The 21,526-nt window shown below is 71.6% G+C and carries 20 protein-coding genes and 1 riboswitch; of the genes, 11 read left to right on the plus strand and 9 right to left on the minus strand.

Translation table 11 applies throughout. The annotated features are described in order from the left end of the window. The first annotated feature begins 208 nt into the window (after window positions 1–208). The 3 genes from IEY95_RS21810 to IEY95_RS21820 are packed head-to-tail and all read left to right on the plus strand — an operon-like array spanning window position 209 to window position 4,997. Entirely contained in the window at window positions 209–1,246 is a 1,038-nt protein-coding gene (locus IEY95_RS21810; protein ID WP_189187758.1) for an AAA family ATPase, read from the plus strand. Beyond that, window positions 1,246–2,610: a DUF58 domain-containing protein gene (locus IEY95_RS21815; RefSeq protein ID WP_189187759.1), complete on the plus strand. Its 1,365-nt coding sequence runs from the start codon at window positions 1,246–1,248 to the stop codon at window positions 2,608–2,610. Before IEY95_RS21810 ends, IEY95_RS21815 begins: the two co-directional genes overlap by 1 nt. Further along, window positions 2,607–4,997, plus strand: coding sequence for a transglutaminase TgpA family protein (locus IEY95_RS21820; RefSeq protein WP_189187760.1), 2,391 nt, complete (start codon window positions 2,607–2,609; stop codon window positions 4,995–4,997). Before IEY95_RS21815 ends, IEY95_RS21820 begins: the two co-directional genes overlap by 4 nt. A 491-nt stretch (window positions 4,998–5,488) precedes the next feature. On the opposite strand, the gene IEY95_RS21825 is transcribed toward IEY95_RS21820, so the two are convergent. The 3 genes from IEY95_RS21825 to IEY95_RS21835 form a co-directional block, all read right to left on the minus strand. Continuing rightward, window positions 5,489–5,884, minus strand: a complete 396-nt coding sequence (locus IEY95_RS21825; RefSeq protein WP_189187761.1) for an SCO2097 family morphological protein — start codon at window positions 5,882–5,884, stop codon at window positions 5,489–5,491. Between the two features lie 275 nt (window positions 5,885–6,159). After that, window positions 6,160–6,930 carry a methyltransferase gene (locus tag IEY95_RS21830; protein WP_189187762.1) on the minus strand — a complete coding sequence of 257 codons (771 nt, stop codon included), beginning with the start codon at window positions 6,928–6,930 and terminating at the stop codon, window positions 6,160–6,162. Window positions 6,931–7,118: 188 nt separating this feature from the next. Next, entirely contained in the window at window positions 7,119–7,658 is a 540-nt protein-coding gene (locus IEY95_RS21835) for an SAV_6107 family HEPN domain-containing protein (protein ID WP_189187763.1), read from the minus strand. Between the two features lie 166 nt (window positions 7,659–7,824). Here IEY95_RS21835 and IEY95_RS21840 point away from each other — a divergent pair, with 166 nt between their 5' ends. The 5 genes from IEY95_RS21840 to IEY95_RS21860 all read left to right on the plus strand — a co-directional run bounded on the left by IEY95_RS21840 (window position 7,825) and on the right by IEY95_RS21860 (window position 13,868). Continuing rightward, a complete protein-coding gene (locus IEY95_RS21840) occupies window positions 7,825–8,616 on the plus strand; it encodes an ATP-binding cassette domain-containing protein (protein WP_189187764.1) in 792 nt (263 codons plus the stop codon). Then, entirely contained in the window at window positions 8,588–10,672 is a 2,085-nt protein-coding gene (locus tag IEY95_RS21845; RefSeq protein WP_189187765.1) for a YhgE/Pip domain-containing protein, read from the plus strand. The genes IEY95_RS21840 and IEY95_RS21845 overlap by 29 nt, the downstream gene beginning before the upstream one ends. A 35-nt stretch (window positions 10,673–10,707) precedes the next feature. Then, entirely contained in the window at window positions 10,708–11,337 is a 630-nt protein-coding gene (locus tag IEY95_RS21850) for a TetR/AcrR family transcriptional regulator (protein WP_189187766.1), read from the plus strand. A 380-nt stretch (window positions 11,338–11,717) separates the two neighbouring features. Further along, window positions 11,718–12,329, plus strand: coding sequence for a DUF4126 domain-containing protein (locus IEY95_RS21855; protein ID WP_189187767.1), 612 nt, complete (start codon window positions 11,718–11,720; stop codon window positions 12,327–12,329). Window positions 12,330–12,374: 45 nt separating this feature from the next. Then, window positions 12,375–13,868 carry a phytoene desaturase family protein gene (locus IEY95_RS21860; protein WP_189187768.1) on the plus strand — a complete coding sequence of 498 codons (1,494 nt, stop codon included), beginning with the start codon at window positions 12,375–12,377 and terminating at the stop codon, window positions 13,866–13,868. A 70-nt stretch (window positions 13,869–13,938) separates the two neighbouring features. On the opposite strand, the gene IEY95_RS21865 is transcribed toward IEY95_RS21860, so the two are convergent. The 6 genes from IEY95_RS21865 to IEY95_RS21890 all read right to left on the minus strand — a co-directional run bounded on the left by IEY95_RS21865 (window position 13,939) and on the right by IEY95_RS21890 (window position 19,139). Beyond that, on the minus strand, window positions 13,939–14,901 hold the full coding sequence (locus tag IEY95_RS21865; RefSeq protein WP_189187769.1) for an SCO2102 family sporulation regulator: 963 nt from the start codon (window positions 14,899–14,901) through the stop codon (window positions 13,939–13,941). A gap of 56 nt (window positions 14,902–14,957) precedes the next feature. Further along, a complete protein-coding gene (gene metF, locus IEY95_RS21870; protein WP_189187770.1) occupies window positions 14,958–15,881 on the minus strand; it encodes a methylenetetrahydrofolate reductase [NAD(P)H] in 924 nt (307 codons plus the stop codon). A gap of 158 nt (window positions 15,882–16,039) precedes the next feature. Continuing rightward, window positions 16,040–16,699, minus strand: coding sequence for a thiamine phosphate synthase (gene thiE, locus IEY95_RS21875; RefSeq protein WP_189187771.1), 660 nt, complete (start codon window positions 16,697–16,699; stop codon window positions 16,040–16,042). A gap of 200 nt (window positions 16,700–16,899) precedes the next feature. Next, window positions 16,900–17,265: an Rv2175c family DNA-binding protein gene (locus IEY95_RS21880; RefSeq protein ID WP_028803215.1), complete on the minus strand. Its 366-nt coding sequence runs from the start codon at window positions 17,263–17,265 to the stop codon at window positions 16,900–16,902. A gap of 215 nt (window positions 17,266–17,480) precedes the next feature. Continuing rightward, window positions 17,481–18,710 (minus strand): NAD(P)/FAD-dependent oxidoreductase, encoded by a 1,230-nt coding sequence (locus tag IEY95_RS21885; RefSeq protein WP_189187772.1) that lies wholly within the window; start codon window positions 18,708–18,710, stop codon window positions 17,481–17,483. Between the two features lie 87 nt (window positions 18,711–18,797). Further along, complete coding sequence (locus IEY95_RS21890) at window positions 18,798–19,139, minus strand: avidin-fold protein (RefSeq protein WP_189187773.1); 342 nt, start codon at window positions 19,137–19,139, stop codon at window positions 18,798–18,800. A gap of 52 nt (window positions 19,140–19,191) precedes the next feature. Continuing rightward, window positions 19,192–19,305: riboswitch (TPP riboswitch) on the plus strand. Here IEY95_RS21890 and thiO point away from each other — a divergent pair. From thiO to IEY95_RS21905, 3 genes are all read left to right on the plus strand, one after another. Next, a complete protein-coding gene (gene thiO / locus IEY95_RS21895; RefSeq protein WP_189187774.1) occupies window positions 19,303–20,469 on the plus strand; it encodes a glycine oxidase ThiO in 1,167 nt (388 codons plus the stop codon). Its footprint overlaps the riboswitch before it by 3 nt. Continuing rightward, on the plus strand, window positions 20,466–20,666 hold the full coding sequence (gene thiS / locus IEY95_RS21900; protein ID WP_189187775.1) for a sulfur carrier protein ThiS: 201 nt from the start codon (window positions 20,466–20,468) through the stop codon (window positions 20,664–20,666). The genes thiO and thiS overlap by 4 nt, the downstream gene beginning before the upstream one ends. Window positions 20,667–20,669: 3 nt before the next feature. Next, entirely contained in the window at window positions 20,670–21,464 is a 795-nt protein-coding gene (locus IEY95_RS21905; RefSeq protein ID WP_189187776.1) for a thiazole synthase, read from the plus strand. The last annotated feature ends 62 nt before the right edge of the window (window positions 21,465–21,526 follow it).

Here is a 21,526-nt window from a genome sequence, read left to right on the forward strand (position 1 = left end):
CACGAAAAACCCCTGCCTTCCGGCGCCCAAAGGGCCGTAAGACCTGACATATCGCGGCCAGTTATCCACAGGCGAGTGACACGAACCGGTAACGGCAACAAGAATGCGGGTGTGGCATCACGCGGAACTATTCACGCGTGGTGTCCGTGTTTCGGGGTGGGCCGGTCCGCACAGGGCGTCGGCCCGAGAACGGGCCGAGGAGGGCCGGGTGACGACCTATGACGATCGAGCGAGCCTTACGGATCTGACCGCCACTGTGGAGCGTGTCCGCAGTTCGGTGGAAGGAGTGATCGAAGGCAAGCCTGAGGTCGTACGGCTTTCGCTGACCGTGCTGCTCGCCGAGGGGCATCTTCTGATCGAGGATGTCCCGGGCGTCGGCAAGACCATGCTCGCCAAGGCATTGGCGCGGTCCATCGACTGTTCGGTGCGGCGTATCCAGTTCACGCCCGACCTGCTGCCCTCGGACATCACGGGTGTGTCCATCTGGGACCAGCAGCGCCGGGACTTCGAGTTCAAGCCGGGCGCGATCTTCGCCCAGATCGTGATCGGCGACGAGATCAACCGCGCCTCGCCCAAGACGCAGTCCGCGCTCCTGGAGTCGATGGAGGAGCGCCAGGTCACCATCGACGGGCAGACCTACGAACTGCCCAGCCCCTTCATGGTGGTGGCCACGCAGAACCCGGTCGAGATGGAGGGCACCTACCCGCTGCCCGAGGCCCAGCGCGACCGTTTCATGGCCCGCGTCTCCATCGGCTACCCCAGTGCGGACGCCGAGTTGCAGATGCTGGACATCCACGGCGGGGTGAACCCGCTGGACGACCTCCAGCCGGTGGCGCACGCTCACGAGATCGTGAAGCTGATCGACGCGGTGCGCACGGTCCATGTCGCCGACCCGGTGCGGCGCTACGCGGTGGACCTGGTCGCGGCCACGCGCACGCACCCCGATCTCAGACTCGGCGCCTCGCCGCGTGCCACGCTGCACCTGCTGCGCGCGGCGAAGGCGTCCGCCGCCCTCAGTGGCCGGGAGTTCGCGCTGCCCGACGACATCCAGGCGCTCGCCGTGGCGGTCCTGGCCCATCGTCTGCTGCCCACGGCCCAGGCGCAGTTGAACCGCCGGACGGCCGAGCAGGTCGTCCAGGAGATCCTGCAGCGCACCCCGGTGCCCGCGGCTCCCCAGCAGCAGGCAGGCTTCACGATGGGCCGCGGCACGACCGCCTACGGCCAGCAGCCGCCCCGGAGGCTGTGATGACGCAAGGGGGCACGGGGCAGACCGCCGAGGAGGACAAGGGCGGGCTGCGCACCGCGCTCGCCGGGCTCACCACGCGCGGGCGCTCCTTCCTGGCCGCCGGAGTCGCCGCCGCGATCTGCGCGTACGTCCTGGGGCAGAGCGATCTGCTCCGGGTCGGCCTGCTCCTCGCGGTCCTGCCGCTGGTCTGCGCGACCGTGCTGTACCGCACCCGCTACCGGGTCGCGGGCAGCCGAAGGCTCTCCCCCGCGCGCGTGCCGGCCGGTTCCGAGGCCCGCGTCCATCTGCGGATGGACAACGTCTCGCGGCTGCCCACCGGACTGCTGATGCTCCAGGACCGGGTGCCGTACGTGCTCGGGCCGCGGCCCCGCTTCGTCCTGGACCGGGTCGAGGCGGGCGGCCGCCGCGAGGTGTCCTACCGCGTGCGCTCGGACCTGCGCGGCCGCTATCCGCTGGGACCGCTGCAGCTGCGGCTGACCGACCCCTTCGGGATGTGCGAGCTGACCCGTTCCTTCTCGACGTACGACACCCTGACGGTCATCCCGCGCGTGGAGGCGCTGCCGTCGGTGCGGCTGACCGGCGAGGCCAAGGGGTACGGCGACGGGCGCCAGCGCTCGCTGGCGCTGGCCGGCGAGGACGACATCATCCCGCGCGGGTACCGCTACGGCGACGACCTGCGCCGGGTGCACTGGCGCCTGACCGCGCGCTACGGCGAGTTGATGGTCCGCCGTGAGGAGCAGCCCCAGCGCTCCCGTTGCACGGTGCTGCTCGACACCCGGGGCATCGCCTTCCAGGGCGCGGGCCCGGACTCGGCCTTCGAGTGGGCCGTCTCGGGCTCGGCGTCGACGCTGGTGCACATGCTCGAACGCGGCTTCTCGGTAAGGCTGTTGACCGACACCGGCAGCTCGGTGCCCGGCGAGGGCGCCGACGGGTTCGCGGGCGCCAGCCAGGAGTCGGCGGACGCGGCCGGGATGATGATGGACACGCTCGCCGTCATCGACCACTCCGACGGCACAGGCCTGTCCCGGGCGTACGACGTGCTGCGCGGTGGGAACGAGGGGCTGCTGATCGCCTTCCTCGGCGATCTGGACGAGGAGCAGGCGTCCGTGCTCGGCAAGATGCGCCAGCGCAGCGGCGGGGCCGTCGCCTTCCTGCTCGACAGCGCGACCTGGGTGCGGGAACCGACGGACATCCCCGGCCCGTTGGACCGGAGCGAGGACCGATTGCGCATGCTGCGCGAGGCGGGCTGGACCGCCGTGATGGTGCCGCGGGGGGCGGGACTCGCCGACCTGTGGCGAGAGGCGGACCGACAGCGCACGCACATGGCGTCGACGGGGAGTACGACGGGGGGTGACGGCTCATGAGCGGGCGCGCGCGACTGGCACTGTGCGCGGCGGCTGCCACGATGATGGCTGCCTGCGCCCTGCTGCCACTGGTCGACCCGGCGACCTGGATCTTCCAGGCGGCGTTCCTGCTGGCGGTGCAGACCACAGCTGGGGCGCTGACCCGGCGGGTTCCGCTGGCCCGGCCGCTGACCGTGGCGGTGCAGGCGCTGGTGACGCTGATGCTGCTCACGCTGGCCTTCGCCCGGCAGCAGGCAGTCGTCGGGATCGTCCCGGGCCCCGACGCCTTCCACCAATTCGGGGTCCTGCTGCAGGCGGGCACCGACGATGTCGGGCGGTACTCGATTCCGGCGCCGCTGTCCGACGGCATCCGACTGATGCTGATCGGCGGCGTCCTGGTGATCGGGCTCGCGGTCGACGCGCTCGCGGTGACGTACCGCAGCGCGGCCCCCGCCGGGCTGCCGCTGCTCGCGCTGTACTCGGTCGCCGCGGGGCTCTCCGGAGGCGGCGCCGCATGGCTCTGGTTCCTCCTCGCGGCCGCCGGCTATCTGATGCTGCTGCTGGCCGAGGGCCGCGACCGGCTCTCCCAGTGGGGCCGCGTCTTCGGCGGGGCGCCCCGCACACCGGGCCCCGACTCCGCAGTCGGCGCCGTCGCACCGGTTCGCACCGGGCGGCGCATCGGCGCTGTCGCTCTGGGCATCGCCCTGGTGGTGCCACTCGGCCTGCCCTCCCTCGACGGCGGCCTACTGGGCCGCGCGGGAACGGGCGTTGGCACGGGCTCCGGGGGCGGCGGCACGATCTCCGCGGTGAACCCGCTGGTCTCTCTCCGCGACAGCTTGAACGTGGACGAGGACCGCCAGGTCATGTCCTACCGCACCGACACCGACGACACCCAGGACCTGTATCTGCGGATCGTCTCCCTCGACGACTTCGACGGCACCGCCTGGAAGCCCGCCCAGCGGCACATCCAGGCCGTGCCGGACACGTTCCCGACGCCGATCGGTCTCGGCAGCGACGTCCAGCGGGCCTCGATCCAGACCCGTATCTCGGCGGCCGACTGGTACGCGCAGGACTGGCTCCCGATGCCGTACCCGGCCAGCAAGGTGCAGATCAAGGGCAGCTGGCGGTACGAGCCCGTCGGACGCACGCTCGTCGGAGACCACGGCCAGAACACACGCGGCGCGCAGTACGAGGTCACAAGCCTGATCGTGCAGCCGACGGCGGCGCAGCTCGCGAGCGCGCCGGAGCCGTCGACGGCGCTGAAGCGCGAGTTCACCAAGGTGCCGGGGTCGTTGCCGCCGGTGGTCGCGGCGACCGCGCGCAAGGTCACCGAGGGCTCGACCAACCACTACGAGCAGGCGGTCAAGCTCCAGGACTACTTCGCCGTCAGCGGCAACTTCCGGTACGACACCCAGGTGCAGGTCGGCAGCGGCTCCGCCGCGATCGCGCGCTTCCTGAAGGAGAAGGAGGGCTTCTGCGTCCACTTCTCCTTCGCGATGGCCGCGATGGCCCGGACGCTGGGGATACCGGCCCGCGTGGCGGTGGGCTTCACGCCGGGCACCCCGCAGGCTGACGGTTCGATGTCGGTGGGGCTGCGGGACGCGCACGCCTGGCCCGAGCTGTACTTCGAGGGAGTGGGCTGGACCCGCTTCGAGCCCACCCCGAACCGGGGCACGGTGCCGCAGTACACCCAGACGGACACGCCCGGCACCGACGTTCCGAACGCGCCGAAGCCGACGCTGTCGACCTCCACGGCGCCCTCCGCCGCGCCGTCGGCCAGCGAGAGCTGCACGGCGCAGCAGCGGAAGCTGGAGGCGTGCCCGAGCGAGTCCTCGCCGGCGGCGGTGGGCTCCCACGACGACAGCTGGCCGTGGTTCAAGATCCTTGGGCTGACCTTGGCAGGTCTCCTGATCCTGGGAGTGCCGCTGCTGCCGATGCTCTGGCGGATGCGGCTCAGGGCCGTTCGGCTCGGCGGGCACGGCCGCACCGATGCGGACGCTGCGGCGTACACGCTGGGGGCCTGGCACGAGGTGACGGATACGGCGTGGGACCACGGGATCACGCCGGACGAGTCGCAGACGCCGCGCAAGGCCGCCGCGCGGATCGTCCGTCTCGGGGATCTCGATCCGACGGCGTCGGACGCGGTGCACCGGCTGGCCGCGGCCGTGGAGCAGGTGCTCTACGCCCCGCATCCGCGACCGGTGGCGGGCCTCGCGGACGACGCGCGGCGCATTGCGGACGCCCTGCGCACCTCCGCAAGCCGCGCCGGCCGCCTCCGCGCCCTCCTCGCGCCCCGGTCGGCCATCCGCATGGCCTGGGCCGCCTCGGCCCGCTGGACGGCCCTCAGAGCCCGTATGGCGGCCCGCAGGGAGACCTTGCTACGCCGCCCTTCGAGCCAGAACGGCTGATCGCCGGGCAGCATCCTGCGGCCCCCGTCCCGACTCGGGACGGGGGCCGCAGGCTGACCGCCACCACTGCGCTTTCGCCTGCGCTTCCGCCTTCCGTCACTGCTACCGCTACCGCTACCTCTGTGGGCCATCGCCCACGGGGAGATGGGGGTCCCCTGCTCGAGCAAAGCCGAGAGCTTGGGGGGAGGGTGGGCACAACCATCAGCGCAGGGTGCCGTTGCGACGAAGGTGCCCGGCACCAGGGCTGGGGTCGGTGGCAAACAGCGCGGCCCGGCGCTCTACGGAGTGCCGCTCTCTTTGGGACGGGTGCCGCCCCGGGCGGCGCGCAGGCGGGCGACGGCACGCCTACCCACAGCGAGGGGGACGAAGTCACCCGTGCCCGCGGCTGGGAGAGTTACGGCGCCGGGGGCTTCCGGGCATACGCGAGGGGTGTCCGCCCGGGTCGGGTGGACACCCCTCGCATGGTGTCTTCGGCTGCGGCGCTCGGAGGGCTAGTGGCCCTGTTCGTCGCGGCGACGCTGCCAGCGTTGTTCGATGCGGTCCATCACGGAGCGGCGCTGTCGGCCCTGGCGGCGAGCGGCGGGTGCGCCGGGCGCTGCCGGCTGTTCACCCGGCTTGGGAGCCTTGCGCCAACCGGTGACGGCAAGCACCGCACAGCCCAGCATGACGAGAAAGCCCACCACGCTCAGCCAGATCTGAACTGCGACCATTCCGGCCATGAGGAGCGCGATACCCACCAGGAAGCCCGCGACCGCCTGGTATACCCGTCGCCGGGTGTACGTACGCAGCCCGCTTCCCTCAAGCGCTGTCGCGAACTTGGGATCTTCGGCGTACAGCGCTCGCTCCATCTGCTCGAGCATTCGCTGCTCGTGCTCCGAGAGCGGCACGGAGTCCTCCTCATCGTGCAGTCGCCGGGGCGACCGGGGGTCCCCTTCAGGATAGGCAGGGAATCGCCCCCGTGAAACCCGCCCCTCTACGCCAATTCGCCAACCGGAACCCGCCATGGCACCCCGATCGACTGAGGCGTGCATTCCCCAGCGAACGGTCCGTCATGCCGGACGGTCTCCCTCGATCATACGGCGCCGAGCACCCGATCGGGGGGTCTGTGGCGTACTCCATCTGCCGACAAGCCCCTGATCAGCGGCGCACCACGGGAGGCGGCTCAGTCCTCGGCAGCCCCTCGCGTCTCACCGAGCACATGAAGCTGGGTCGCCACGGAGTGGAACGCGGCGAGCTCGGCCGCCGCCGCCTCCAGCTTCAGCAGCGCTTCCAGAGCCCCCGGTTCGGTGTCCACGAGGACCCCCGGAACCAGGTCGGCGAAGACCCGGACGCCGTGGACGGCAGCGACGCGAAGACCGGCGCCCTCGACCAGGGCGGTGAGCTGTTCCGCCGTGAAGCGGTGGGGTACGGGATCACTCTCGCCCCAGCGTCCGTCCGGGTCATCGAGCGCCTGCCTGGCCTCCTTGAAGTGCCCGGCCAGGGCGCGGGCCAGCACGGCTCCGCCCAGGCCCGCGGCGAGGAGGCTGAGCACGCCTTCGGGGCGCAGCGCGTCCACCACGTTGCGCACGCCCTCGGCCGGGTCGTCCACGTACTCCAGGACGCCGTGGCACAGCACCGCGTCGTAGCCACCGCGCTCGACCACGTCGAAGAGCCCGTGCGCATCGCCCTGGACGCCCTGCACTCGGTCGGCGACGCCGGCCTCGGCGGCCCGGCGCTCCAGCGCGAACAGCGCGTTCGGGCTGGGGTCCACGACCGTGACGCGGTGACCGAGGCGGGCCACCGGCACCGCGAAGTTGCCGCTCCCGCCCCCCGTGTCGAGGACGTCGAGGGACTCCCGCCCCGTGGCCTTGACCCTGCGGTCCAGAGCGTCCTTGAGGACCTCCCAGACCACGGCGGTACGGAGAGAAGCGCGGGGGCGCATCGGGTCCGACACGGCAGTTGACTCCTCGGCGCGGCACCGCCTCTTGCACGGCGGAGCGATCTTCGGGGCCTCCCGGTGGGGAGGCCGCGGGCGCCTCCACCCTATTGCCTCCGCAGCGCCCGCCGATCCTCCGTCTCACACGGCGGATCGTGGGGTGGGCGCACGGTCGCCGATACGTCGGCGCGCGGCTTCCGCGCCGGTCAGCCCGCGTCCGGCACCTCCTCGTCCGCGTCCTGTCGGGGCTGGGGCAGTACGGGCTGCAGCACGAGCATCCGCTCGACGAGGCGCAGGAACATCGCCACGTCCCGTATCAGGTCGTCGGCGTCGCGACTGCCGGCCGCGCCCTGGATGCCCGCCTCGGCGCGGGCGCGGCGGGTGGCTCCGGAGGCGAACAGGGCGCTCCACTCGGTGAGTTCGGGCGCGATTTCGGGGAGCACTTCCCAGGCGCTCCGAATGCGGGCCCGGCGTCGCGCCGTGGGCTCGGGGCGTCCCCGCGCGGCGAGGACGGCGGCGGCCGTGCGCAGGGCGGCCAAGTGGGCCGTCGCATAGCGCTCGTTGGGCGTTGGGAGGGCCGTCGCCTCCTCGAGTCCGGCGCGGGCCTGGGCGAGCAGATCGAGGGCGGCGGGCGGGGCCGTGGCCCGGCGCAGCACGGGGTGCACGTCGCTCGCCGGGCCGGTCAGTGAGGGGGCAGGGCCGGTGGCGCGGCGCCGGTGGGCGGCGGCTGCGGAAGAGCTGGCCATGACGAACCTCCTGTCGTCTGTGTGACGGCACTGTGGCCGTATGTGCCCATCGTGAGGTATGCCACTGACAATCCGTTCTGACCTGGGCTTTTGCTTCGATCGTAGGTTCGGGTTATTTTTGCACTGACCAGTCAGTTCAAAAGTAGTTCCAGGGGATGGGGAAGCGGTGGACGGTCCACAAGGACTGGGCGTCACGGCCGAGGGCTTCGGACTCGAGGGGCCCCGCGGCTGGGCGTTCCGCGGAGTCTTCGTCGACGCGGAGCCCGGCTCGCTGATCGCGATCGAGGGGCCCTCGGGATCCGGCCGTACGTGCCTGTTGCTCGCGCTCACGGGCCGGATGAAGCCGACCGAGGGGACGGCCGCCGTGGGCGGGTCGAGGCTGCCGAAGCAGATGGCCGCGGTGCGCCGGGCGAGCGCGCTCGCGCACGTACCCGGCGTCACGGACCTCGACCCGGCCCTGACCGTCGGGGAGCACCTGAGCGAACGGGCGCTGCTGCAACGGCGGTTCGGTGATTCCGTGCGCGGACTGCTGCGGCCGCGTGCGGAGCGGACCACCGAAGCGAAGCTGCGGATCGACACCGCTCTGGCCGCCGCAGGGCTCGACCGGGAGGCCCTGCCCAAGGGCTCCCGGACCGCCGTACGCGACCTGGAGCGGCTCGAAGCCCTGCGGCTGTCCGTCGCACTGGCCCTCATCGGCAGGCCGGGTCTGCTCGGCATCGACGACACCGACCTCAAGCTCTCCGACGCCGAACGGGCCGAGGCCTGGGCCCTGTTGAAGTCGCTCACCGAGTCGGGCACCACTGTCGTGGCGGTGTGCAGCGAGGCCCCGGAGGGCGCCACCGTCGTCAACCCCCAGAAGAACCCCCAGAAAAACCAGCAGCAGAACCAGCAGCAGAACCAGCAGAAGAACCAGCAGAAGGAGACGGCCGATGCGCTCGCCGAAACTGGCCGCGCTTGAGCTCAGGCGCTTCGGCCGGGGCAAGCTCCCGCGGGCCGCGCTGGCCGCGCTCCTGTTGCTGCCGCTGCTGTACGGCGCCCTCTACTTGTGGTCGTTCTGGGACCCGTACGGCCGCCTGGACCGCATCCCCGTGGCGCTCGTGAACGACGACAAGGGGGCGAGCGTCGCGGGCAAGAAGATCGCGGCGGGCGAGGACATCACCAGGGGGCTGCGCGACAGCGACACCTTCGAGTGGCACGAGGTGAGCGCCGCCGAGGCCCGCGAGGGCGTCGAGGACGGCACGTACTACCTGTCGTTGACCATGCCGGCCGACTTCAGCGAGCGGATCGCCTCCAGCTCCGGGAACACGCCGGAGACGGGCGCGCTCCAGGTGCGTACGAACGACGCCAACAACTACATCGTCGGGCAGATCTCCCGGACGGTGTTCAGCGAGGTGCGCACGGCCGCCTCCACCAAGACCTCGCGGTCGTTCCTCGACCGGATCTTCATCTCGTTCTCGGACATCCACGGAGCGACCGAGAAGGCCGCCAAGGGCGCCGACAAGCTCAAGGGCGGGATCGGCAAGGCGAAGCAGGGCTCCAAGGACCTCGCGGACGGCCTCAAGGAGGCCAAGAAGGGCAGCGGAAAGCTTTCCGGGGGCCTGAAGAAGCTCAACAAGGGCGCGGGTGACCTGGAGGACGGTTCGCGGCAGGTCGCGGACGGCACGCAGTCGCTGGCCGACAAGGTCAACGGGGTCGCGAACAAGGTGGGCCCCTTCCTGAAGGACAACGAGAAGTCGATCGGCGACACGGCCCAGCTCGTCGCCGACTCCGCCGCGGGGATCCGCCACAACCTCGACACCCTGGTGGAGACGGCCCCGGCCGCGGCCAAGGGTGCCCACACGGCCTCCACCGCGCTGAACGCCGTCTACAAGGCGCGCTGCGAGACCCTGCCGCTCCCCGACGCCGCGTGCCCCGACCTGAAGAAGGCCAAGGAGGCGGCCGCGGACGTGGCCGCGGTCGCCGACGACGTGAACACGCTGATCGACGACCAGGACGGCGATCTCGACAAGCTCGACAAGAACCTGGCCACGCTCCAGAAGCAGGCCCAGGCTCTCGCCGACCGCTCGCCACACCTCTCGGAGGACCTCGACGACGCCGTCTCCAAGATCAACAAGCTGAACGAAGGTGCCGAGAAGGTCGCCAAGGGGACCAAGAAGCTGCACACCGGGCTCGGCACGGCCAAGACCGGCGCGGCGGACCTCGACACGGGCGTCGGCAGGCTGAAGACGGGCGCGAACGACCTCGACGGCGGCATGTACAAGCTTGTCGGCGGCTCCGGGAAGCTCGCCGGCGGACTACACGACGGCGCCGATCAGATCCCCGACTACGACAAGCCCGACCGCGACCAGCGCACCCAGGTCATGGCCGACCCCGTGCAGCTCGCCTCCAGGGACCTGCACAAGGCGCCGAACTACGGCACCGGATTCGCCCCGTACTTCATCCCGCTGTCCCTGTGGGTGGGCGCCATGGTGGCGTACATGCTGATCCAGCCGCTCAACCGGCGCGCGCTCGCGGCGGGTGCCTCCGCGTGGCGCATCGCGCTGGCGGGCTGGCTTCCGGTGGCCGCCGTGGGCGTGCTGCAGACAGCGGCCCTGATGTCCGTGCTCCACTGGGCGATCGGCCTGGAGATGGCGCGGGCGGCCGGGACGGTGGGCTTCCTGTTCCTGGTGACGGCATGCTTCGCGGCGATCGTGCAGTGGCTGAACGCACGCTTCGGAGCGGCGGGCCGGATCCTCGTGCTCGCCTTGCTGATGCTCCAGCTGACGTCGGCGGGCGGCACGTATCCCGTCCAGACCAGCCCGGGCTTCTTCAACGCGATCCACCCGTTCCTGCCGATGAGTTACGTCGTCGAGGCCCTCAGGAGGCTCATCACGGGTGGCGGCCTGGGACCGGTATGGCAGGCGTGCGCCGTCCTGGTGGGCTTCACGGCGGGCGCCCTCGCGCTCACCGCCCTGTCGGCGCGCCGCAAGCAGGTGTGGACCCTCGACCGGCTGCACCCGGAGCTGAGCCTGTGACCGCTCACGCAGCCGCTCCTGTGACAATCGGGGCCATGGAAAGCAGCAGCACCACGGCGGGCGGCGGTGGCCGTCGCGAGGCGACCCGGCAGAAACTCTACGAGGCGGCCGTCACCCTGATCGCCGAACAGGGCTTCTCCGCCACGACGGTGGACGAGATCGCCGAGCGCGCCGGGGTCGCGAAGGGCACGGTCTACTACAACTTCGCCAGCAAATCGGTCCTCTTCGAAGAGCTGCTGCGGCACGGCGTGGGACTCCTCACCGCCTCCCTCCGGGAGGCGGCCGAGAAGACCGCGCGTGACGGCGGCAGCAAGGTCGACGCGCTGGACGCGATGATCCGGGCCGGGCTCGTCTTCATCGACCGCTACCCGGCCTTCACCCAGCTGTACGTGGCCGAGCTGTGGCGCACCAACCGGACCTGGCAGTCCACGCTGATGGTGGTCCGGCAGGAAGCGGTCGCGGTCGTCGAGGACGTGCTGCGCGACGGTGTGGCGAACGGCGAGCTCAGCGATGAGATCGACATCCCGCTGACGGCGTCCGCGCTGGTCGGCATGGTCCTGGTGGCGGCCCTGGACTGGCAGGCCTTCCAGCCGGAGCGCTCCCTGGACGACGTCCACGCGGCGCTGTCCCGGCTGCTCCAGGGGCGCGTCAGCGGCAACCGCTGAACCGGGACGCGGAGCGCGTACGAAAGCGCCGGTCCGATGTGGCCGCGTCCCCCGCGGGCCACCTCGAACCGGCGCTTCGCCGTACTCCCCCGTGCCTCCCCCTACACCCCCGTTGGGCCCCCGTTCGGTCGTCCCCGGGTTCCCCCGTGCCTCACTCCCGCCGACCGAGTCGGCGGAAGGAGCGGCCAAGGGCGCGAGATCCGTTCCGCCGCCCCGTGTCGGCGGTACCGGAGCCGCGCCCTCTTCCGTGCCTCCACTCTCTCGTTCGCGCAGGTCGGGCCCATCCGCGCGGGTACTCATCTCGCTCACTGAGTACGGATACTCAGTCCTGCGCACTCATGCCCAGGAAGCACCGTTGTCGACTGGTTACGATCGCGTCCGTGTCCGTACTCCCCCTGGTCTTCACCAGCGGCTGGGCCAGCGGCATCAACGCGTACGCGGTGGTGCTACTCCTCGGCGTCTTCGGCGCGACCGGTCTGAGTGACGACGTTCCTGAGTCCCTTCAGCGCCCTGAGATCCTGATCACGGCGGGCGTTCTCTTCCTCTGCGAGGCGGTCGCCGACAAGATCCCGTACGTGGACTCGGTGTGGGACTCGGTGCACACCGTGATCCGGCCGGTGGCGGGCGCCTGGGTCGGGGCGCTGCTCGCCGGGCAGAGCGGTTCCCTCTCGGATCTGGCGGCGGGCGCGATCGGAGGTTCGACAGCGCTCGCGAGCCACACCGTCAAGGCCGGGACGCGGATGGCGATCAACACCTCGCCGGAGCCGTTCAGCAACTTCGTGATGAGCACCGCCGAGGATCTCGGCGTCGCCGGGATCCTCACCTTCGCGATGTTCCACCCCGAGGCCGCGGCGATCATCGCGGGTGTCCTGCTGCTCGCCGGCCTTGTGGTGCTCTTCTTCCTCGTCTCGCGGATCAGGCGGTTCCTGCGCCGCCGGGCGCAGCGCCGGGAGGAGAGACGAGCGGCGCGGACGGGCGTACCACCTGACTGACCTCCGCGGACGGGACTGTCGGTGGCGGCCGATAAAGTCCCTGGCATGGCACGAATTGCGGTGATCGGCGCCGGGATGGGCGCGATGGCGACCGCCGCCCGGCTGGCCGTCGCGGGCCACCGGGTGGTGGTGTACGAGCGCGCGGCGACGTACGGCGGTGCGGTGCGCCGCTTCGAGCGCGACGGCTTCGCCTTCGACACGGGCCCGGGGCTGCTGCCGCTGCCCGCGGTCTACCGCGACCTGTTCGTCAAGACGGGCAAGCAGCCGCTGGAGGAGTGCGTCGAGCTGGTCCAGGTGGACCCCTCGTCGCGGCATCTCTTCGCCGACGGCACACAGATGTCCCTGCCGAACGCCTCGCGCGCCGGAGTCGTCGCCGCGCTGGACGAAGCCCTCGGGGCGGGCGCGGGCGAGCGCTGGGGCGACTTCCTGGTGCGGGCCCGCGAGGCCTGGGACCGCACGCGTCGGCCGCTCCTGGAGGAGCCGCTGTGGCCCAACTGGTCGGTGCTCGCCGACCGCGAGCCCTACCCCTCGGTCCCGCACAAGAAGCTGCTGCGCACCCGCCGGGCCACCACCCTCGCCGAGGTCGCCGCCTGGGAGCTGCGCGATCCGCGTCTCACGGCCCTCCTGGAGAACCACGCCCTCGCGTACGGGCTCGATCCGCGCACCGCCCCGGCCGGCGCCGCCGTGCTGCCCTACATGGAGCACGCCTTCGGCACCTGGTACGTGCGCGGGGGCATAGGGGAGTTGGCGCGCGCGATGTACGAGCGGTGCCTCGCCCGCAGAGTCGAGTTCCGCTTCGATGCCTCGGTGGCGCGGATCGCCGAGAAGAACGGCCGGGCGGCGGGCGTGGAGCTCGACGACGGCACGGTCGAGGACGCCGACTTCGTGGTCGCCGGCGTAGCGCCCGGTGTGCTGGACGGCCTGGTCCCGGGGACGGCGCTACGCGGGGCCGACGAAGTCCCGCCGCAGCGCGGGGCGTCGAGCCGGCTGACCGTGCTGCTGGCCCTGCGCGGTGGGCGGCCCGAGGAGGCGGCGCATCGGACGGTGGTCCACACGCCCGACCGCGAGGACGAGTTGAGCCGGCTCTTCGGTGAGCGCCCGGGACTCCCGGCCGCGCCCACCGTCACGGTGTCGCGCCCCGACGACCCCGCGCTGGTGCCGGACGCCGAGCACGAGGCGGCCACGCTGACCGTCACCGTGCCGTCGGGCCTTCCCGTGTCCGAGTCTGCAGTGGAGAGGGTCCTCGGCGTCGCCGAGCGCGCCCTGCCCGGCCTCCGCGACCGCCTGCTGTGGCACGAGGTGCGCACCCCGGCCGACATCGCGGAGGCGACCGGCGTGGACGGCGGCGCGGTCCCCGCCCCGGCGCTCGCCGCGGCGGACGGCCGTCTGCTGCACCCGTCGAACAGCACCCGTGTGCCTGGGCTGTTCGCGGTGGGCGGCTGGGCGCACCCGGGCGGCGGCCTCCCGCACTCGGGCATGTCGGGCGCGCTGGTGGCCGGACTGATCGTGGAGGGACCGGAGTTCCGGGGCTCGCAGTGAGCATGCCGGTGCGCCGATGGAGCGGCGGTCGCCCGGACGCCGACAGTCTCAGCGGTCCGGGCGGCAGGCCTCAGTACCGGTACTGCTCGTCGTACCCCGTGCCATTGCCATTCCCCTGGTACGGATACGGCTGCTCGGGCGGGAGTTCGCCGCCGTACGACTCGTCGGCGCGCTGCTGCGGCACCCAGACACCGCCGGACGGGGTCTCGCCGCCGTAGGTGCCGGTGGCGTACTGGTCCTGGCCGTAGCCCTGCTGCTGCATGTACTGCTGCTGATCGCCGCCGTACGTGGTGTCGTACGAGGCACCGGTGTACGTCTGCGTGCCGACGTACGGGTCGGAGTAAGCGGCGTACTGCTGCTGGCCGTTGTCGTAGGCGTACTGCTGCTGGTTGTAGCCGTCGTACGCGTAGGCCTGCTGGTCCTGGTTCTGCCCGGCCGTCGCGTAGGCCTGCTGGTCCTGGGACTGGGCGGCGCCGGCGTAGGACTGGTCGCCGGTCGCCGCGTACCCGGTGTCGCTGTAGATGCCGTACGAGCCGGTGTCGTCGGGCAGCGGCTGCGGCTCGTACACGGCGGTGGTCTCGGCGGCCGCGGGCCCGCCGGAACCCGTCGGCGTGTACCGGTCGGACTGCGCGGGCGAGAACACGTCGTCCTCGCCGGCGTACTCGTCGTCCTGCTGATAGGCAGCGCCGTCGGTCGCTTCGAGGTCCGAGACCTCCAACGTCGGGTCCTGGTACTCCGGCTCGCCGCGGCGCCGCTTGCTGGGCTTACCGGGCGCGGAGCGGCCGTTGATGGCCCAACCCTGGGCAAAGCCACGGCGGAACGACAGGGTGACGTACGTCTGGCCGAGAGCGAAGGCGGCCGCGCCCAGGCCGATGACGACCACGGAGGGCATCAGCACGCCGAGGACCACACCGAGGAAGCCGACGAAGGCGAGCAGCCGGTAGCGCAGCCGCGCCTTGTACTGCAGCAGCACCTCGCCTAGCAGCCACAGCGCGACAATGCCGAACGCGAAATAGAGGACCGTCCAGCCCATGTACGCCCCTCTCCCTGTGGCCGCTACGCAGTCTGTCGTACGCAGGTGCGACCGGTCTAGGCCCGCTGTGGGTGGTGCAGGCCCAGATTCTCGTAGATTTCCAGCGTCGCCGTGGAGTTGTTCAGCGTAATGAAGTGCAATCCGGGGACTCCCTCGGCCAGCAACCTCGCGCAGAACTCCGTCGCGAACTCGATGCCAATGGAGCGTACAGCCGCCGGATCGTCTTTGGCTGTGAGGATCCGCTCTTTCAGGGCGTCCGGGAACGAGGCGTTACTGAGCTTCGGGAGCCGCTCCAGCATCTTCACGCTCGTCACCGGCATGACCTCGGGGATGACCGGGGTCGCACAGCCGGCCGACGCGACGAGGTCGCGCAGGCGCAGATACGACTCCGGGTGGAAGAACATCTGCGTGATCGCGTAGTCGGCGCCGGCGCGGCACTTGTCGACGAAGTGCGCGACGTCCAGGTCCCATTCGGTGGACCGCGGGTGCATCTCCGGGAAGGCGGCGACGCCGACGCAGAAGTCGCCCGACTCCTTGATGAGTTGGACGAGTTCGGCCGCGTAGGTCAGGCCTCTCGGGTGCGGGACCCACTCGCCCATGGGGTCGCCGGGCGGGTCGCCGCGGACCGCGAGCATGTTGCGGATACCGGCGTCCGCGTACTGGCCGATGATGTTGCGCAGCTCGGCGATGGAGTGGTTGACCGCGGTCAGGTGGGCGACCGGCGTGAGCGTCGTGTCGACGACGATCTGCTGGGTCTCCTTGACCGTGCCCGCGCGTGTGGAGCCACCGGCTCCGTAGGTCACGGAAACGAAGTCGGGAGCGACGGCCTCGACCCGGCGGAGGGCCTTCCACAGGTTGCGCTCGCCCTTGGGGGTCTTCGGCGCGGAGAACTCGAACGAGTACGTCGTCTTGCCGGTCGCGAGCATGTCGCGCACGGTGCGTGCGCGATCAGTCCTGGTGGAAGCAGATCCGAGGGCCATACCCGCAGGTTAGCCAGGGGGCGCCGGTCCCCCAACCGAACCGATGGGATTTGTCCGATTCGTCGACTTCTTGTCCACCCCTCGGACACTTTTCGGACGGCGGAGCGGGACGGCCGCTCCGGACGGTCACCGGATGACTACCGGATGACTCCGGATGACTAGGCGTGACGAAGTCGCTTCGCGAACTCGTCGGCCGCCGCGCCCGGGTCGTCCGCCTCGGTGATCGCCCGTACGACGACGACACGCCGGGCGCCGGCCTCCAGCGCCTCGTCGAGATTGCCGAGGTCGATACCGCCGATGGCGAACCAGGGGCGGTCGGTACCCAGCGAGGCCGTGTAACGGACCAGGTCGAGCCCGGGCGCGTGGCGGCCCGGCTTGGTGGGGGTGGGCCAGCAGGGGCCGGTGCAGAAGTAGTCCACGCCCTCCTGGACGGCGGCGGCCGCCGCCTCGGACTCGGCGTGGGTGGAGCGGCCGATCAGGACGTCGTCGCCGAGGATGGCGCGGGCCGCGGGGACCGGGAGGTCGCCCTGGCCCAGATGGAGTACGTCGGCACCGATCGCGTGGGCGACGTCCGCCCGGTCGTTGACGGCGAGGAGCCGGCCGTGGCGTGCGCAGGCGTCCGCGAAGACCTGGAGGTGCTCCAGCTCCTCGGCTGCCTCCATGCCCTTGTCGCGCAGCTGCACGATGTCGACCCCGCCCTCCAGGACGGCGTCCAGGAACTCGGCGAGGTCACCCTGGCGCTTGCGGGCGTCCGTGCACAGGTAGACGCGGGCGTCGGCGAGCTGGGCGCGTGCGGTGGCGGCGGCGTTCTCGGGCATGCGTGTTTCCCCCGTTGTCGGTGCGTACGGACCGCGGTGGCCCGATGGCCTTTCGGCGCGTACGGACCACAGTGGTCCGTGGCTTCTCGGCGCGTACGGACCACGGCGGGTCCGTGGCCTTTCGGCGCGTACGGACCACGGCGGTCCGGTGGCCTTCGGCCGGGTGCTCGCCGTGGTCCGTACGCCGGACGGTTGTCAGGTCAGACGGCGAGCGCCTGGGCGCGGCGCTTCACCTCCGTGCCGCGATTCTCGCTCAGAGCCTGCGCGGGGGTGCCGGGCAGGGTCGGGTCGGGGGTGAAGAGCCACTCGAGCATCTCTTCGTCGGTGAAGCCGTCGTCCCGCAGGAGCGTCAGGGTGCCGGACAGGCCCTTGACGACCTTGTCCCCGTCGATGAAGGCGGCGGGGACGTGCAGCGCGCGGTTCTCACCACGGCGTACGGCGATCAGCTGGCCCTCCTTGACCAGCTGCCGGACGCGGGTCACCTCGACGCCGAGCTGTTCGGCGATGTCGGGGAGGGTGAGCCAGGCGGGGACGAGAGCATCGATCTTTGCGTCAATCTCGGTCACGGGACAAGCCTGCCATCCCGGACTGACACTCGGTACCCGAGTCCCGCCCTGGCCGGGGTATCGCGCTCCTGCGATCGGGTGGGTTTCGGCCGCTCGGCACCGCCGGAAAGGCCGCCGGACACCCGGTCGTGGCGTCACGCCGCGGCGCCGTCGCGCCGCGGCGATCTCCGGCTCCGCCGAATCGGGTGCGCCCTGCGCCGACGGTGAGGTCTCGGCTACACCGCCGTGGCCGCCTTCAGTGGCTTCGACGGGTCCGCCAGAAGTTCCGGGTTCATCGGGGTGCCCGCCTCGATGAGTCGGCGGCCCTGGGCCAGATCCCTGGGTCGGCCCACCGCCAGGAGGGCGACCAGGCGGGTGTCGCGCAGCCAGCAGACCGTCCAGGCGGCGCCGGAGGGGTCGCCGCGCCAGAGGGCCGTGTCGGCGGGGGCGTGGTGGCCGACGTACTGGACGAAACGGCCGAACTGCTCGGACCAGAAGTACGGGACGGGGTCGTACGCCGAGGGGGCCTCGCCGATGATGTTCGCGGCGACCGTGCGCGGACCCTGGAGGGCGTTGTCCCAGTGGTGGACCAGGAGGCGGTCCTCATACCTGCCCGAAGGGAAGGAGGCGCAGTCGCCGACCGCGTAGACGTCCGGTACGGAGGTGCGCAGATGGTCGTCGGCCACCACCTCGCGGTGGGCGCCGAGCGCGATGCCGGAGCCGGCCAGCCAGGCGGTCGCGGGGCGTGCGCCGATGCCGACGACCACGGCGCCCGCGGGTACCCGGGAACCGTCGTCCAGCACCACCGCGCCGGGCTCGATGCGCTCCACGCGCGCGTGCGTACGCAGCGAGGCACCGCTGTCCGCGTACCAAGCCGCCATCGGCGCGGCGACCTCGGCGGGCAGCGCGCCGGCGAGCGGCCGGTCGGCGGCCTCGACGACCGTCACCGCGCACCCCGCCTCGCGCGCCGCCGTGGCGAACTCTGCGCCGATCCAGCCGGCCCCGACGACGACGATGTCGTGCTGCTGGGCGAGGACGGGACGCAGCCGCTCGGCGTCGTCCAGGGTGCGCAGCAGATGGACCCCGGGCACTCCCTCCGCGCCCGGCAGCTGAATCGGTTCCGCGCCGGTCGCGATGACCAGGACGTCGTACGGCACGGGCCCGGTGGCGGTGTCCAGCTCATGGTCCTCGGGGCGCACGCCCAGCGCCTCGCGTCCGAGCTGCAGTTCGATGTCCAGCGCGTCGAAGTCGACGTCGAAGGCGGAGCCCTCGGCCTTGCCCAGCAGTACGGCCTTGGACAGCGGCGGCCGGTCGTACGGCTGATGAGGCTCCGCACCGATCAGCGTCACGCTGCCGGTGAAGCCCTGTTCGCGCAGGGCGACCGCGGTCTGCACACCGGCCATGCCCGCGCCCACGACGACGACTCGCCGTGCCGTACGCCCCTGCGCCTGCGTCTGCTCGCTCACCTGATCACCATAGACAACTGACAATTTGTCAGTCAGGGGACGTGCTCAGTGACCTGTTGCACACTGCACGTCCGCTGCTTCCACCGCTCACTCGTCCGCTTCTTCCACCACGCTCGTCCCGCTGCCCGTCTGCGACTCCCATTCCCAGGTCTCCTCCAGACGTACGCGCCCGTCGGGCAACTCGACCACGCGGGACACGCAGTGCCCCGACGCGGTGCTGCCGTCCCGCTTCAGCTGCACATACCGGAAGTCGAGGCGGTCCCCCTTTCGGGTACCCACGAGATGCCCGCGTACGACATCGCCGCCCGCGTAATCGGCCCAGATCTCGCCGTCCTTCTCGTGGTACGTAAACCGGGTGCGGGTACCCACCTGACCCGGCGCCTGGTCGGCGACCGGGGCGAGGACGAGGCCGTCGAGCGAGCGGGGCATGGACGGGGGCTCCCTTACTGAGACAGGTGGCGGCGGGCTAGGGTGGCCAACGTAAAGCACTCGCGGGAGCCCGGACGCACCGGGCTGAGAGGGAGGCTGGGACGGCCTCCGACCGTACGAACCTGATCCGGGTCATGCCGGCGAAGGGAGGGGCTGGACGCCCATGTCGCCTACACGTACGTCAGACGTTCTCGTCATCGGGGGCGGAATCATCGGGCTGGTGACGGCCTGGCGGGCCGCGCAACGCGGGTTCACGACCGCCCTGGTGGATCCCGAACCGGGCGGCGGAGCGGCCCAGGTCGCGGCCGGAATGCTTGCCGCCGTCACCGAACTGCACTACGGCGAGCAGACCCTGCTGGGCCTCAACCTCGCCTCCGCACGCCGCTATCCGGACTTCACCGCCGAGCTCACCGAGGCGACGGGCCAGGACCTCGGCTACCGCCAGTGCGGCACGCTGGCCGTCGCGCTGGACGCCGACGACCGCGCCCATCTGCGCGAACTGCACACCCTGCAACGTCAGTCGGGGCTCGACTCGGAGTGGCTGAGCGGGCGCGAGTGCCGCCGTCTGGAGCCGATGCTCGCACCCGGCGTACGCGGCGGTCTGCGGGTCGACGGCGACCACCAGGTCGATCCGCGACGACTCGCGGGTGCCCTGGTCACGGCGTGCGAGCGGGCCGGGGTGGTGTTCCACCGGACGTGGGCGGAGCGGCTGACCGTCGTACGGGACCGGGCAGCCGGAGTGGTCACCACGGACGGCACCGAGTTGACCGCGGGCCACGTGGTGCTCGCCGGCGGCAGCCTCAGCGGGCGCCTGGCGGGCGTACCCGACGACGTCCTGCCGCCCGTGCGCCCCGTGAAGGGGCAGGTGCTGCGGCTGACCGTGCCGCAGCGGTACGCGCCCTTCCTGAGCCGTACCGTCCGCGCCGTCGTGCGCGGAAGCCAGGTCTATCTGGTGCCGCGCGAGAACGGCGAGCTCGTCGTGGGCGCGACCAGCGAGGAGCTGGGCTGGGACACGACGGTGACGGCGGGCGGCGTGTACGAGCTGCTGCGCGACGCCCATGAGCTGGTGCCGGGGATCACCGAGCTGCCGCTCACGGAGACCCGGGCGGGGCTGCGCCCCGGCTCCCCCGACAACGCGCCGCTGCTCGGACCGACCGAACTGGACGGCCTCCTCCTCGCCACCGGGCACTACCGCAACGGCGTGCTCCTCACGCCCGTCACCGGTGACGCGATGGCGCACGTCCTGACCACCGGTGAACTCCCTGATGTGGCCCGCCCCTTCACCCCCCGGCGCTTCGGCGCCGCCGCCCTCACGGAGCAGCCCGCATGAACATCTTCGTGAACGGAGAGCGGCAGCGGATCGCCGCGGGGACCGCTCTCGACACGCTCGTCGCGGCCCTCACCGTCGCCCCGTCCGGCGTGGCCGCCGCGCTCAACGAAACCGTCGTCCCGCGCGCGCAGTGGTCGTCCACCGCCCTCTCCGAGGGTGACCGCGTGGAAGTCCTCACTGCCGTCCAAGGAGGCTGACCCATGGCCGACGATCCCTTTGTCCTCGGTGGTACGTCCTTCTCGTCCCGGCTGATCATGGGTACGGGCGGTGCGCCCAGCCTCGATGTGCTGGAGCGCGCGCTGGTGGCGTCCGGTACGGAGTTGACGACGGTCGCGATGCGACGCGTGAACGCGTCCGTGCACGGCTCGGTCCTGTCCGTGCTCGACAAGCTCGGCATCCGGGTGCTGCCGAACACGGCGGGCTGTTTCACCGCGGGCGAGGCCGTGCTGACCGCCCGTCTCGCGCGGGAAGCCCTGGGCACGGACCTGGTCAAGCTGGAGGTCATCGCCGACGAGCGCACGCTGCTGCCCGACCCGATCGAGTTGCTGGAGGCCGCGGAGACGCTCGTCGACGACGGGTTCACCGTGTTGCCGTACACGAACGACGACCCCGTCCTGGCACGGAAGCTGGAGGACGTCGGCTGCGCCGCGATCATGCCGCTCGGTTCGCCCATCGGGTCCGGGCTGGGGATCAGGAACCCGCACAACTTCCAGCTGATCGTGGAGCACGCGCGCGTGCCGGTCATTCTGGACGCGGGGGCCGGTACGGCGTCCGACGCGGCGCTCGCGATGGAGCTGGGGTGCGCCGGTGTGATGCTTGCCTCGGCGGTGACGCGGGCGCAGGAGCCCGTCCTGATGGCGGAGGCCATGAAGCACGCGGTGGACGCCGGGCGGCTCGCCCACCGTGCGGGACGGATTCCTCGGCGGCACTTCGCCGAGGCGTCGTCTCCTTCGGAGGGCTTGGCGCGCTTGGATCCCGAGAGGCCCGCCTTCTAGACGAGTCATTCCGATGTGATCAGTGGTCATAAGCGATCAAGGATCGTATGGCGGGCTGGCCG

This window comes from Streptomyces albiflavescens (assembly GCF_014645835.1).
Lineage (GTDB): Bacteria > Actinomycetota > Actinomycetes > Streptomycetales > Streptomycetaceae > Streptomyces > Streptomyces albiflavescens.

Excerpts from the sequence above, each read along its gene's own strand:
- IEY95_RS21815 (WP_189187759.1), top strand. The coding sequence starts at position 1,246 with ATGACGCAAGGGGGCACGGGGCAGACCGCCGAGGAGGACAAGGGCGGG.
- IEY95_RS21820 (WP_189187760.1), top strand. The coding sequence starts at position 2,607 with ATGAGCGGGCGCGCGCGACTGGCACTGTGCGCGGCGGCTGCCACGATG.
- IEY95_RS21835 (WP_189187763.1), bottom strand. The coding sequence starts at position 7,658 with ATGGCCAGCTCTTCCGCAGCCGCCGCCCACCGGCGCCGCGCCACCGGC.
- IEY95_RS21845 (WP_189187765.1), top strand. The coding sequence starts at position 8,588 with ATGCGCTCGCCGAAACTGGCCGCGCTTGAGCTCAGGCGCTTCGGCCGG.
- IEY95_RS21850 (WP_189187766.1), top strand. The coding sequence starts at position 10,708 with ATGGAAAGCAGCAGCACCACGGCGGGCGGCGGTGGCCGTCGCGAGGCG.
- IEY95_RS21860 (WP_189187768.1), top strand. The coding sequence starts at position 12,375 with ATGGCACGAATTGCGGTGATCGGCGCCGGGATGGGCGCGATGGCGACC.
- IEY95_RS21865 (WP_189187769.1), bottom strand. The coding sequence starts at position 14,901 with ATGGGCTGGACGGTCCTCTATTTCGCGTTCGGCATTGTCGCGCTGTGG.
- metF (WP_189187770.1), bottom strand. The coding sequence starts at position 15,881 with ATGGCCCTCGGATCTGCTTCCACCAGGACTGATCGCGCACGCACCGTG.
- thiE (WP_189187771.1), bottom strand. The coding sequence starts at position 16,699 with ATGCCCGAGAACGCCGCCGCCACCGCACGCGCCCAGCTCGCCGACGCC.
- IEY95_RS21890 (WP_189187773.1), bottom strand. The coding sequence starts at position 19,139 with ATGCCCCGCTCGCTCGACGGCCTCGTCCTCGCCCCGGTCGCCGACCAG.
- thiO (WP_189187774.1), top strand. The coding sequence starts at position 19,303 with ATGTCGCCTACACGTACGTCAGACGTTCTCGTCATCGGGGGCGGAATC.
- thiS (WP_189187775.1), top strand. The coding sequence starts at position 20,466 with ATGAACATCTTCGTGAACGGAGAGCGGCAGCGGATCGCCGCGGGGACC.
- IEY95_RS21905 (WP_189187776.1), top strand. The coding sequence starts at position 20,670 with ATGGCCGACGATCCCTTTGTCCTCGGTGGTACGTCCTTCTCGTCCCGG.